At 54.4% G+C, this 11,616-nt stretch carries 12 protein-coding genes, 1 tRNA gene and 1 pseudogene; 5 read left to right on the top strand and 9 right to left on the bottom strand.

The window, feature by feature from the left end:
- Nucleotides 1-274 precede the first annotated feature (274 nt).
- The 5 genes from AFK67_RS13760 to AFK67_RS13740 all read right to left on the bottom strand — a co-directional run bounded on the left by AFK67_RS13760 (nt 275) and on the right by AFK67_RS13740 (nt 5,085).
- Complete coding sequence (locus AFK67_RS13760; protein ID WP_007731885.1) at nt 275-1,261, bottom strand: aldo/keto reductase; 987 nt, start codon at nt 1,259-1,261, stop codon at nt 275-277.
- A 25-nt stretch (nt 1,262-1,286) separates the two neighbouring features.
- Nucleotides 1,287-2,315, bottom strand: coding sequence for an alpha/beta hydrolase (locus tag AFK67_RS13755; RefSeq protein ID WP_007731883.1), 1,029 nt, complete (start codon nt 2,313-2,315; stop codon nt 1,287-1,289).
- 14 nt (nt 2,316-2,329) lie between these two features.
- Nucleotides 2,330-3,379 carry an NAD(P)-dependent alcohol dehydrogenase gene (locus tag AFK67_RS13750; protein ID WP_007731881.1) on the bottom strand — a complete coding sequence of 350 codons (1,050 nt, stop codon included), beginning with the start codon at nt 3,377-3,379 and terminating at the stop codon, nt 2,330-2,332.
- Between the two features lie 27 nt (nt 3,380-3,406).
- Nucleotides 3,407-4,612 carry an MFS transporter gene (locus tag AFK67_RS13745; protein ID WP_007731878.1) on the bottom strand — a complete coding sequence of 402 codons (1,206 nt, stop codon included), beginning with the start codon at nt 4,610-4,612 and terminating at the stop codon, nt 3,407-3,409.
- Nucleotides 4,613-4,734: 122 nt separating this feature from the next.
- The gene (locus tag AFK67_RS13740; protein ID WP_032967629.1) at nt 4,735-5,085 is read right to left on the bottom strand and encodes a cyclophilin-like fold protein; all 351 of its coding nucleotides are present in this window, start codon (nt 5,083-5,085) and stop codon (nt 4,735-4,737) included.
- A gap of 230 nt (nt 5,086-5,315) precedes the next feature.
- On the opposite strand from AFK67_RS13740, the gene AFK67_RS13735 reads away from it, so the two are divergent.
- Nucleotides 5,316-6,215 carry a LysR family transcriptional regulator gene (locus AFK67_RS13735; RefSeq protein ID WP_007731876.1) on the top strand — a complete coding sequence of 300 codons (900 nt, stop codon included), beginning with the start codon at nt 5,316-5,318 and terminating at the stop codon, nt 6,213-6,215.
- 82 nt (nt 6,216-6,297) lie between these two features.
- Here the strand turns inward: AFK67_RS13735 and AFK67_RS13730 are convergent, their stop codons facing one another.
- Nucleotides 6,298-6,900, bottom strand: coding sequence for a site-specific integrase (locus tag AFK67_RS13730; RefSeq protein ID WP_032967626.1), 603 nt, complete (start codon nt 6,898-6,900; stop codon nt 6,298-6,300).
- Between the two features lie 158 nt (nt 6,901-7,058).
- On the opposite strand from AFK67_RS13730, the gene AFK67_RS13725 reads away from it, so the two are divergent.
- The 3 genes and pseudogenes from AFK67_RS13725 (at nt 7,059) to AFK67_RS23585 (ending at nt 7,976) form a co-directional block, all read left to right on the top strand.
- A complete protein-coding gene (locus tag AFK67_RS13725; RefSeq protein ID WP_032967625.1) occupies nt 7,059-7,319 on the top strand; it encodes a hypothetical protein in 261 nt (86 codons plus the stop codon).
- Complete coding sequence (locus AFK67_RS22090; RefSeq protein ID WP_071602706.1) at nt 7,319-7,555, top strand: hypothetical protein; 237 nt, start codon at nt 7,319-7,321, stop codon at nt 7,553-7,555. The genes AFK67_RS13725 and AFK67_RS22090 overlap by 1 nt, the downstream gene beginning before the upstream one ends.
- A 184-nt stretch (nt 7,556-7,739) precedes the next feature.
- Nucleotides 7,740-7,976, top strand: a pseudogene (locus AFK67_RS23585) (DUF4113 domain-containing protein).
- Between the two features lie 284 nt (nt 7,977-8,260).
- Here AFK67_RS23585 and AFK67_RS13715 read toward each other — a convergent pair.
- From AFK67_RS13715 to AFK67_RS13705, 3 genes are all read right to left on the bottom strand, one after another.
- Nucleotides 8,261-8,337, bottom strand: a tRNA-Pro gene (locus AFK67_RS13715).
- A 74-nt stretch (nt 8,338-8,411) separates the two neighbouring features.
- On the bottom strand, nt 8,412-10,175 hold the full coding sequence (yejM, locus tag AFK67_RS13710) for an LPS biosynthesis-modulating metalloenzyme YejM (RefSeq protein WP_007723232.1): 1,764 nt from the start codon (nt 10,173-10,175) through the stop codon (nt 8,412-8,414).
- 19 nt (nt 10,176-10,194) lie between these two features.
- A complete protein-coding gene (locus AFK67_RS13705) occupies nt 10,195-10,422 on the bottom strand; it encodes a YejL family protein (RefSeq protein WP_007723237.1) in 228 nt (75 codons plus the stop codon).
- 134 nt (nt 10,423-10,556) lie between these two features.
- On the opposite strand from AFK67_RS13705, the gene yejK reads away from it, so the two are divergent.
- The gene (gene yejK / locus AFK67_RS13700) at nt 10,557-11,561 is read left to right on the top strand and encodes a nucleoid-associated protein YejK (RefSeq protein ID WP_007723240.1); all 1,005 of its coding nucleotides are present in this window, start codon (nt 10,557-10,559) and stop codon (nt 11,559-11,561) included.
- Nucleotides 11,562-11,616 lie beyond the last annotated feature (55 nt).

The following is an 11,616-nucleotide window of genomic DNA, read 5'->3' as shown; positions in this document are numbered from 1 at the left end:
GTTTTTTCTGGTTGTAGTCTGCACTTGAAACTTCGTCGTTGCAAGCAGCTCTGAACAACTTTGACTAGAGCTCGCTCGCCGCTGAACGACTGCTCTTGGCACAAAGCGGACGGGGGCGAGCTACTGAAGGTCCGCTAAGAGCGAGGAGCGGACGTTAAGGAATTAACGCAGCCAATACACGCTTAGCGATGAAAATGATCCTGCTTGAGTTTGCCGAAAACGATTTTAGATAAATACCGACCCGAAGGTCGGTAGTGATTGTCGTCAATCAATATTACCAGGCGTAGGCTTCAGGAGCCTCTCCGCCCGGCCCGGGCCAGAGGGTATCCAGTTTTTTAAGCGTTTGCGCCGACAGTTTTACAGATAAGGCATTGAGATTCTGGCGAAGTTGTTCAACCGTCCGTGGTCCGCTGAGTACAGTAGTGACCACCGGATTTTGCAGTAACCAGGCGAGCGCGACGTCGGCCGGGGTTTCGCCAATCTCTTCACAGAGCGCTTCCCAGGCTTCCAGTTGTGGTCTAAAATGATTGATTCGTTCCTGCATATGGGGAGCAGCTCTGCGCCCTGCTGCCATTTTTTGCAATACACCACCCAGCATCCCCATCCCGACCGGGCTCCAGGGGATCAGGCCAATGCCGTAATGACGCAGCGCCGGAATGACTTCCAGCTCAGCCGTGCGCTGGGTCAGATTGTACAGGCTCTGTTCTGATGCCAGTCCCAGCAAGTTGCGAGCGTCAGCCTTGCACTGTGCAGTCGCGATGTCCCAGCCGGCAAAGTTGCTGCTGCCCACGTAGCTGATTTTACCCTCGCGGATCAGCTGTTCCATGGCCTGCCAGATTTCCTCCCAGGGAGTGTTCCGGTCGATATGGTGCATCTGGTAGAGGTCAATATGGTCTGTCTTCAGTCTTTTCAGACTGGCCTCACACGCCCGTCGGATATGGTAGGCGGACAGGTATTTGTCGTTCGGCCCCGTGTCCATCGGCTGGTAAACTTTCGTGGCCAGCACGATACGGTCACGCTGGCCGCTACGGGCCAGCCAGTTACCGATGATCTCTTCAGATGTGCCGTAACCCTTTGCCATATCCGGTGACTGAGGCCCGCCGTAAACGTCAGCGGTATCGAAAAAGTTAATCCCTGAATCCACGGCCTCATCCATAATCCTGAAGCTGGTCGGTTCATCCGTCAGTTCACCGAAGTTCATGGTCCCAAGACCGATGCGGCTCACCCGCAGGCCAGTTCGGCCCAGATGTTTGTAGTTCATGTCACCTACTCCTTAACTGAACGCGTTATTTCAGGTTGTTACGGAAAAAGTCTGCCAGCTTGCTAAAGGGGATAAGGTCGGTTCGATCGTATAAATCGACGTGTCCTGCGCCAGGTACGACATACAGCTCTTTAGGCTGACCGGCACGTTTGTAAGCGTCCTCGCTGAACTCTTTGGAGTGGGCCTGGTCGCCGGTAATAAACAGCATCGGACGCGGTGAAATGGTTTCAATATCGTTGAACGGGTAGAAGTTCATGAATTTGCCGATACTGCTCAGCATCGGTTTCGTCGTCAGTTCCTCTTTCTCACCTTGGGCGGTGTAGCCACCGCGCTCAGTACGGTAGAAATCAAAGAACTCGCGCTGAATTTCCGGCGTGGAGGCGTCCAGTTTATTCACGGTGCCCGGAATGTACGCTGTCTCTCCCCCTTTGAATTCGGCAAACCGCTGCTCAATAGCCGACTGGATGAAAGCCTTGCGCTGCTCAATTGTCTGGGAATGGTTCAGTCCGTTTCGGAATGCCGATCCCATGTCATACATGCTCACCGTAGCAATAGCTTTCATGCGCGGATCGATTTTGGCAGCACTGATAACAAAACTTCCGCTGCCGCAGATACCCAGCACGCCGATGTTTTTCGGGTCAACGAACGCCTGCGTGCTCAGGTAATCCACCGCTGCGCTAAAGTCATCCGTATAGATTTCCGGCGCGATCAGATGCCGGGGTTTACCTTCGCTTTCCCCCCAATAAGACAGATCGATAGCCAGCGTGACAAACCCCTGCTCAGCCAACTTCTGCGCATAAAGATTTGAGCTCTGTTCTTTGACCGCCCCCATCGGGTGGCCCACGACAATTGCCGGGTTTTTGGCGTTCTGATTGATTGTTTTCGGCATAAACAGATTGCCGACCACGTTCATTTGATACTGGTTTTTAAAGGTGACTTTCTGCTGCGTCACCTTATCGCTTTTATAAAAGTTATCCGCACCTCTGGACATATCAGCAGCGGAGGTGGCAAAAGCGCTGAAAAGTAGTCCCAGGGCTAAGGTCAGTTTTCTCATCGTTAATTCTCCTGTCAGGAAGCCAGCGTGGCGTTATCAATGACAAAGCGGTAATGCACATCGCCTCTGAGCATGCGTTCGTAGGCTGCGTTAATCTCGTCGGCACGGATCAGCTCAATGTCGGCGACAATATTGTGTTCAGCACAGAAATCGAGCATCTCCTGTGTTTCAGGAATGCCGCCAATCATCGAACCGGCAATAGCCCGACGCTTCATGATGAGGTTGAAGACTTCTGGCGAGTCGTGTGGTGTGGCAGGCGCGCCCACGAGGGTCATGGTGCCGTCGCGTTTCAGCAGGGCGGTGAACGCATCGAGATTATGCGGCGCTGCAACAGTATTCAGAATTAAATCAAAACTTTTGACATGGTTTTCCATCTCTCCTGCATGGCGTGAAACCACCACTTCATCAGCCCCAAGCGCTCTGGCGGCTTCACGTTTGGACTCCGAGGTGGTGAAGGCCACAACGTGTGCCCCCATGGCATGAGCCAGTTTGATCCCCATATGCCCCAGCCCGCCGATGCCCACAACACCGACTTTCTTGCCGGGGCCGGCTTTCCAGTGGCGCAATGGCGAGTAAGTCGTGATCCCTGCACAGAGTAAGGGGGCGACAGCGGCCAGTTGCGATTCCGGGTGACTGACGCGCAGAACATAGCGTTCATGCACCACAATCTGCTGCGCATATCCGCCCAGGGTATGACCCGGCGCATCTGGCGTCGGGAAGTTGTATGTCCCGGTCATATGGTCGCAGTAGTTCTCCAGCCCCTCTTCACAGTCGGTACAGTGTTTACAGCTGTCGACAATGCAGCCGACGCCCACCAGATCCCCGGCACGAAAGTCAGAGACGTGCTCGCCAACGGCCATCACGCGGCCGACAATTTCATGTCCTGGCACACAGGGATACAGCGTTCCTGCCCACTCTGAACGTACCTGGTGGATATCTGAGTGACAGACACCGCAAAAGGCAATATCGATTTGAACATCATGCGCGCCAGGGGCGCGGCGGGTGATATCCATGGGTTCGAGCGGTGATGTGCCCGCACTGGCGCCGTAAGCTTTAATGGTCATTACATAACTCCTGGTTTTTGAATGGTCTCAGGCAGAGGGATCTGCACGTGAGGTCATGAAAATAAGTACGGTGGCAATAATCAGCATTGCGGCGCTGGCCAGAAAAGTACTCTGGTAGCCGTGATGGTCAAAAAGCAGCCCTCCCACGGTTGAACCGAGCGCAATGGACAACTGCACCATCGCGACCATCAGTCCGCCGCCGGCTTCGGCATTCTGCGGGAAAGTATGTGGAACCCACGCCCACCATCTCACTGGTGCTGCGGTAGAAATGAGCCCCCATAGTCCCAGCAGTACAACGACAATGGCTGGCTGACTGCCGAAGATAATCAGTGCCAGCGCGGTGAACGCCATCAACACCGGTATCGCCATCAGAGTCAGGTAGAAACTGCGTTTCAGCACCCGGCCAATCAGGGTTGTGCCGATGAAACCCGCGATACCGATAACCAGCAGGACACCTGTTACTTCTGCGGCATCCTCCCGCGTGACGGTTTCAAGGAAGGGCCGGATGTAGGTAAAGAGCGTGAACTGCCCCATAAAGAAGATCCCCACACCCAGCATGCCGAGTGTCACCACCCGGCGGCGAAACAGTGTGAAGACGTTAGCGGACTTCGCTTTTTGATGGACGACAGGCATGGAAGGCAGGCTGAGTCGTTGCCAGATAAGCGCGACGAGCGCGACCGGAACCAGGCAAAAGAAGGTCCCGCGCCAACCAATAACCGAACCAAGCCAGCTCCCCAGAGGGGCAGCCACGACTGTTGCCAGGGCATTGCCGCTGTTGAAAATGGCCAATGCCAGCGGAACGCGATGCACCGGTACCAGACGCATCGCCGTGGCGGCTGACATCGACCAGAATCCCCCCACCACGATGCCAATCAGGGCCCGGCCCGCCATATAGGTCAGGTAATCAGGGGCCATGGCGATGACCGCGCCCGAAACAGCCATCAGGCATGTCAGGCCAAGCAGAAGGGTTTTACGGTTGAGCGAGCCTGACAATATGGAAATAAACAGGCTGGTTACCACGGCAAATGCCCCGGAAATCGCGATGCCTTGCCCGGCCATGCCTTCGGTGACTCTCAGGCTTTGTGCCATTGGGGTCAGCAGGCTGACGGGCATAAATTCGGAGGCAATAAGTGCAAAGACACAAAGTGTCATGGCAAAAACGGCCCCCCAGTGCGCAGGATGTTTACTGTCGTCGGTGGTTTTTTTTCGGTTATCGTCTGTCTGATTACTCATTTATGTCTTTCTTTTCAATGTTGAACGCGATACTGACCCTCAGCTGCAGGCTGATGAAACGAGGGTTTGAGGGTTTCGGTCGGTCGTAGGTGAGAGCGGCGCTGTGGCTATGACAGAGCAGATCAGTCAGTTGCCCTGATTTGCACCGACAGAGGTCCATGACGCTGAAGTGCGGGTAATCCTGAGTCCACTTTGCCTACCGGAATCAGTGACCGGGCGTAAGATCTGCCCTGAACAAAAATCGCCAGATTGCCCCAGGGGGCATAGAAGGTAATGTCCCCGGCTTCGGGCGTCATGCCGTCAGGAGCCTGTGCTGTGGAAAGCCTGCGGGGCAGGTTGCTGATGCGCTCAATCTCGGCATAGTCTTCCAGTGTCAGAGAGAGAGGAAGCAATAAGGCAAAATCCCGACCCGTTGGGGTGTCAAAGAGAGTGGCGGTAGCGGTTTCTCCGTCCACAACGATCTCAATTTTCATTAGTGTCTCCTGAACGTCTCGCCGGTCGTTGTCACCGGCCATGGCGGACTGCGTGACGACAAGCAGGCCGGCAAGGAGCAACCGCAGTGACGTTCTGCGGTGAGCGTTTTGCATAGAGGTTAGCGTTGACTTTTTCATCACATTATTGTTACCAATATGCAGGGCGTTAACTAGCTAATGAATACTTAATAGCCTTATAAGTAAAATTTATAAATAGACTGAGAACAATCATGGCCAGACGCAATCTCAACGATTTACTCTCTTTCATCACCGTGGCGCGCGAGGGTAGCTTTACGCGCGCGGCCGCGCAGCTGGGCGTGACTCAGCCGGCGCTCAGTCAGGCGATTTCCGGACTTGAGGAGCGCATGAAGATACGCCTGCTGACACGCACAACGCGCAGTGTGTCGCCAACGGCGGCTGGCGAACGGCTGCTGCAGTCCGTAGGGCAACGCATTGATGAAATTGAAGCGGAACTGGATATGCTGACGGCGTTGCGGGAAAAACCAGCAGGCACGGTGCGTATCACTTGCGGACCAAATGTATTAAAAAACACCCTGTTGCCCCGACTGACGCCCCTGTTGAGGGAATATCCCGATATTCACCTTGAGTTCGATGCCAACCACGGATTCCGGGATATTGTGGCGGATCGTTTTGATGCCGGTGTGCGGCTCGGGGACACTATCGACAAGGACATGATTGCCGTGCCGATCGGCCCGAAGCTGCGCATGGCAGCTGCGGCTTCCCCGGAGTATTTCGCCCTGTGTCCTCCCCCTCAGACGCCACGCGATCTTGTGCAACATAGCTGTATTAATGAGCGGATGGTTCAGTCGGGGAAAATTTACGCCTGGGAATTTGAACAGGAAAACGGCAAATTTCACGTTCGGGTTGAAGGGCAATTAACGTTTAATACGTCTGAACACGTCGTGGACGCAGCGCTTGCCGGTCTCGGAATTGCTTTTTTGCCTGAAGAGGAGTTCGGTGCGCACCTCAGCAATGGAAAACTGATTCGGGTGCTTGAGGAGTGGTGTCGGCCTTTTCCGGGTTACTATCTTTATTACCCCAGCCGTAAGCAACCTTCGCCGGCCTTTTCACTCGTTGTGGATGCGTTGCGTATTAACCTGAAAATTTAACGCTGGATCTTCGGGTCAATGTTTACAGAGTGGAAATGAAGGGCTGCTGCTGGCACAGGGCTGCTGTTGCAGCCCTCATAAATTAAACTTCAATAGACTCAGATATCTCCAGGGCATCATCCACTTCAATTCCGAGATAACGGACGGTACTTTCGAGTTTTTTGTGACCTAAAAGTAGCTGGACCACTCGAAGATTCTTGGTTTTCTTGTAGATCAGGTAAGGTTTTGTTCTTCTCATGGAATGTGTGCTGTAAAGCGAATCATCGAGACCAAGCTTTTCTGCCCACCCATGAAAGATTCGGGTGTATTGCCGGGTTGAAATGTGCTGGTTAGTTCCGACCCGAGACCGAAACAAGAAATCTTTACTGTGCAAATTGCCAAGCTTTATCAATGTAGCAACAGCTTCTCTTGTCCCTTTGGTTATCTCAAATTGCACAGGGCTACCGGTTTTCAGTTGCAACACCGTTGCTCTGCTTGAAACAGAGCTACCATATGCAACATCAGATACTTTGAGTTTTACCAGATCACAACCTCGTAGCTTACTGTCCAAGGCCATATTGAACAGCGCCAAATCGCGCGTTTTACCTTCCAGTTCAAGTCTGATTCGGATCCCCCAGATATGGGATATCTGAAGTGGTCTTTTTTGGCCGACGATACGGTCTTTGTTCCACGGTGACGTGTTCATACTCAACTCTCCTGCAATGTGGGAGATTTGAGTATGGTTGTCCCCTGAGCGAGGAGCCGACATCGTGACTCGAACAGGATTCCTGCTAAGATAAGGCATTGATGAAAAAGCAGTGAATTGTCAGAAGTCGGCGAAGACCATAATACAAAGGAGGCGTAATGTTTACCCCGGAGTTTATAAATGAAGAACGCGGCGAGTTTCTCCTTGTGGCCAACCACGGTCTGGCATCCCCGGAATCGATAAAACTCAGTATTGCATACAATATAGCCAGAATATGCTGGGGACTATCGCAGCTTCCACCGCACATTCAAACTTGCCGGGTCGTCTATGACATTAGAGGGCAGTCCATCCCTGTCCAGGTTCAGGCCCAGGTCAGGCAAGCGCTTGAGCAGGTAGCCATTGTGGAGTTTAAAAATTGATGGGGCTTCAGTTAATTATCAAAGCAGAACGTAACAAGATAGAAAAAGCATTGGGATCGCTGACATCAGAATGTGAAATATTTCCGGTCGCTGAAGGCCTTTTCGGTGTTTCCATTTCGGACCGAATTCTCTCATCCGCGGGTGAGGCTGTCGTTCAAAAAAAACTTGAACCACTCACACGTTTTGACCTGTGGCAGGGAGCCTGGCAAGAATCCAGGCGGCGTTGGCTTGGGTGAGTTTCAGCGCTATCACCTGCCTTCATTAGCAAAGCGGCTTAATGCTCTCAATATTAAGATATGAAGGTCCGCTCCTGGCACATAGCGGAACGTAACAATTCAATACAAGTCTTTGTGATCTGCGCATAGTCAGGAATGACGAGCTGCTTGGCGTGATGACCACCGGTACCAAAAGACGGGCGTTATGCTGTGTAACTTTTTCAGCCACGGCTTGGCGCAGCTGAATCTGTTTGACGAGAACGCGCCGCGCGCGAACAGCGAGGCTCTGATGTCACTGATAGACAAACTGAACCAGCAGGGCCGGGGAACTCTGTATTTTGCGGGGCAGGGTATCCAACAGTCGTGGTAGATGAAGCGGTAAATGCTGTCACCGTGCTATACGACACGGCTTGCAGATGTGCCAGTTGTACGAGCTAATTAGGGAAAAGCTGTGTCGCTTTTGTGTCGTAAATGTGTCGTGACTGGCCGCCAGGAGCAGCTCCAGAATGACAAATAACGACACAGTGAGCGATGCGAACGCGGAAAAACAGTGTATTTACAGTGCTATTAAAAATAAACCTACGTTCTTCTAATTCGTGGGTCTCACGCGCGTCGTTTTGAGGGCAAAAAGACAGAGTTTTTACCATCATTTTGCCATCGTTTTACCATCGCCATATTGCAGGCATAAAAAACCAACCGCAACGGGTTGGTTTTCTTGGGATTTTTTGGTCGGCACGAGAGGATTTGAACCTCCGACCCCTGACACCCCATGACAGTGCGCTACCAGGCTGCGCTACGTGCCGACGTGGAGGCTTATACTACCCGTTTTCACGCTGATTGCAAGCCGCGCCCCGTTGAGTGATTCATAATTAATCAATCAGTTAGCAATGAACCGTTTTTCATCCGTCAGTACCTGCAACAGCAGGCTGAGCTGCGGTTTATCCTCATTCATCCGCTCGCCGCGCAGGTCGTACATCCGGTAGTTGCCGTTGTTATCCAGCACCAGTGTCATCTGCGGCGTCGTCACCGCCAGCGTGTTGTTATCCGCGCTCACCACCCAGTTGTTGCGACGGGCAGGGGAGAAGAGATCCTCGCCCTGCGAATACTCATTCGCCGGGGTGCGCACGTGCAGCAGGCGCTGCATCAGGGTCGTCATGACATCCTGATGATCGGTCAGTTTAGTGACGCGCTGCGCTGGCGTGCCCGGCCAGTGGATAACCAGCGGCACCTGAATGCGCGAGCGATCCCAGCCGAAGCTGTCCTGCTGTTTGCCAAGCGGCACGCCGCGGCCCGCGGTGATAATCACGACGGTGTTATCAAGCTTGCCGCTCGCTTTAAGCGCGTCCAGCACGCGGGCTATCTGCGCGTCCACATTGCCTGCCGCGCGGGCGTAGCGACGTGCAAAGGCCGCCTGCTGGGTATCTTCGTCGATCGTGGTGCCGTTAAACGACACCCATGAGAACCAGCGGTTATCCTCGGAGGCGTATTTATTCAGCCAACTGACCCACTGTGACGCGGTCTGCTCGTCGCTCTGCGGCTGCGCCGTCGGGAGCGAGAAGTCGGAGAGCAGCGCCTGACGATACAGCGAACTGCTGAAACCGTCGGAGGCGAACAGGCCGAGCTGATACCCCTGCTGGTTCAGCGCGGTGATGAGCGCCGCCGGCGTGCGCGCGGCCAGCACGCCATCCATATAGCCCGGCGAAATCCCGTAGAACAGGCCGAAAATGCCGTTATCCGCGAGGTTCCCCGAGCTGAAATGCTGGGTAAAGTTAATGTTGTCATGCGCAAACTGCGCGAGCGACGGCATCTGTTTTTCAAAGCGTGAGTAGTTCAGGCCATCGACCGTGATAAACAGAACGTTATGACCAGAGCCCATGTCGCCGTAGCGCAGGTCGCTGAGCGGATACTGCACGCTGACGGCTTCCGGATCGCCTTGCTCCACCAGCCGACGCTGATACTCCTGCGCGTCCAGCAGACCGTGTTTTTCCAGAAAACGGCGCGCCGTCATCGGGTAGGAGAGCGGCAGATTCGCGCGCTGCATCGTGACGGGGCGATAGAAATTCGCGTCGGCCCAGATATACATCACGTGCGTGGTAACGAACGAGGCGAAAAAGAGCGCCGCCACGGGGCGCGCGTAACGGCGTCGACGCGTCAGGCTGCGCAGCTTCTGCCAGCTCCAGGTAGCGAACAGCATCTCGATAAGCAGAATGACCGGCACCGCGATAAACATCAGCTGCCAGTCGCGGGCCATTTCGCTCTGATCGGGGTTGATCACCACCTGCCAGACCACCGGGTTGATGTGCAGGTGGAAGCGGGTAAAGACTTCGCTGTCGACCAGCAGCAGCGTCATGCCGACGGTCGCGAGAATAGCCGACAGGAAGCGCATCAGCCGCTGCGACATCACGATAAACGTCAGCGGGAAGAGGATTAGCAGATAGGTCGCGAAGACCAGAAAGCTAAAGTGGCCCACCAGGCTTACGTAGGAGTAAACCCGGCCCGTCAGCGTCGTGGGCCAGTCGGCGATAAACAGATAGCGGCTACCAAGAACAATGGACAGCAGAATATTGAACAGGGCGAACCAGTGCCCCCAACTGACCATCTGGGAGACTTTTTCACGGTAGCGCTGACGGTTAGTCACCATAGCTTTTTAACGTTCTTCCTTAATGCGCGTTGTCGTCGTGAATGGAGGATTGCAACGCATCCGCGAAGGAGCGCGCCAGCGTCTTGCGCTGCGCGGGGGCCACGCTGTTATTGATAACATTGGTGACCATGTTCCCCAGCACCATCAGGGAAAGGTCGGTGGGCGCTTTGTGCTTTGACAGCACGTTCGCCAGTTCAGTCAGTAATTCTTCAACGCGTTCGTCACTATAGCGGGATACTTGTGGCATAACTCAACATCGGTTTGTTCAGGAAAGTCCAATATCTTACCGTAGCAGTGGCTTTATTTCTGCATTTTTATCTGCGGTTGCGCAGGACGGCGGGCAGTGGTTGAATACGGCCCTGCCCAACAGGAGAGTTTATCATGAGTCTGGATATCAACCAGATTGCCTTGCATCAGTTAATTAAGCGCGATGAGCAGAATCTGGAGCTTATCCTGCGCGACTCGCTGCTTGAACCAGGCAATACCGTTACGGAAATGATGGCCGAGCTGCACCGTGTCTACAGCGCGAAAAGCAAAGCCTACGGCCTTTTTAATGAAGAGAGCGAGCTTGCCGAGGCGCTGCGCCAGTGCCGTCGCGGCGATGACGATTTCCTGGCGTTCAGCCGCGCGGCCACGGGCCGTTTGCGCGACGAGCTCGCGAAATACCCGTTCGCGGACGGCGGCGTTGTGCTGTTCTGTCACTATCGCTACCTGGCGGTGGAGTATCTGCTGGTGGCGGTGCTAAACAATTTAAGCAGCATGCGCGTTAACGAACAGCTCGATATCAGCGCCACGCACTATCTGGACATCAACCATGCCGATATCGTCGCGCGTATCGATCTCACCGAATGGGAAACGAACCCGGAATCGACCCGCTACTTAACGTTCCTTAAAGGGCGCGTCGGGCGCAAAGTGGCCGATTTCTTTATGGATTTCCTGGGCGCGAGCGTGGGGCTCGACACCAAAGCGCAGAACCGCGGGCTGTTGCAGGCGCTGGATGATTTCACCGCCGAGGCGCAGCTGGATAAAGCCGAGCGCCAGAATGTGCGCGCGCAGGTCTACAGCTATTGCAATGAACAGCTGCAGGCGGGCGAAGAGATTGCGCTCTCTGAACTCTCAAAAGAGCTGCCGAATTTCGGTGAGAAAAGCTTCCAGGAGTTTACGGCGGAGCAGGGCTATGAACTGGAAGAGACCTTCCCGGCGGACCGCAGCACGCTGCGTCAGCTGACCAAATACGCCGGCAGCGGCGGCGGGCTGACGATTAATTTCGATGCCATGCTGCTGGGCGAGCGCATTTTCTGGGATCCGGCGACCGACACGCTGACCATCAAAGGCACGCCGCCGAACCTGCGCGATCAGCTGCAGCGCCGCCTGTCCGGCAAGTAAGCGTCAGACGCGAAAAAGGGCGGATTATCCGCCCTTATTTTTTTGAGCCTGAATG

Source organism: Cronobacter dublinensis subsp. dublinensis LMG 23823 (assembly GCF_001277235.1).
GTDB classification, from domain to species: domain Bacteria; phylum Pseudomonadota; class Gammaproteobacteria; order Enterobacterales; family Enterobacteriaceae; genus Cronobacter; species Cronobacter dublinensis.
This window is presented reverse-complemented; position numbering and strand designations above follow the sequence as displayed.

Coding starts and splice junctions, on each gene's coding strand:
- yejM (WP_007723232.1), bottom strand. CDS start 10,175: ATGGTGACTAACCGTCAGCGCTACCGTGAAAAAGTCTCCCAGATGGTC.
- AFK67_RS13745 (WP_007731878.1), bottom strand. CDS start 4,612: ATGAGTAATCAGACAGACGATAACCGAAAAAAAACCACCGACGACAGT.
- AFK67_RS22090 (WP_071602706.1), top strand. CDS start 7,319: ATGGGGCTTCAGTTAATTATCAAAGCAGAACGTAACAAGATAGAAAAA.
- AFK67_RS13750 (WP_007731881.1), bottom strand. CDS start 3,379: ATGACCATTAAAGCTTACGGCGCCAGTGCGGGCACATCACCGCTCGAA.
- yejK (WP_007723240.1), top strand. CDS start 10,557: ATGAGTCTGGATATCAACCAGATTGCCTTGCATCAGTTAATTAAGCGC.
- AFK67_RS13760 (WP_007731885.1), bottom strand. CDS start 1,261: ATGAACTACAAACATCTGGGCCGAACTGGCCTGCGGGTGAGCCGCATC.
- AFK67_RS13755 (WP_007731883.1), bottom strand. CDS start 2,315: ATGAGAAAACTGACCTTAGCCCTGGGACTACTTTTCAGCGCTTTTGCC.
- AFK67_RS13730 (WP_032967626.1), bottom strand. CDS start 6,900: ATGAACACGTCACCGTGGAACAAAGACCGTATCGTCGGCCAAAAAAGA.
- AFK67_RS13725 (WP_032967625.1), top strand. CDS start 7,059: ATGTTTACCCCGGAGTTTATAAATGAAGAACGCGGCGAGTTTCTCCTT.
- AFK67_RS13740 (WP_032967629.1), bottom strand. CDS start 5,085: ATGAAAATTGAGATCGTTGTGGACGGAGAAACCGCTACCGCCACTCTC.
- AFK67_RS13705 (WP_007723237.1), bottom strand. CDS start 10,422: ATGCCACAAGTATCCCGCTATAGTGACGAACGCGTTGAAGAATTACTG.
- AFK67_RS13735 (WP_007731876.1), top strand. CDS start 5,316: ATGGCCAGACGCAATCTCAACGATTTACTCTCTTTCATCACCGTGGCG.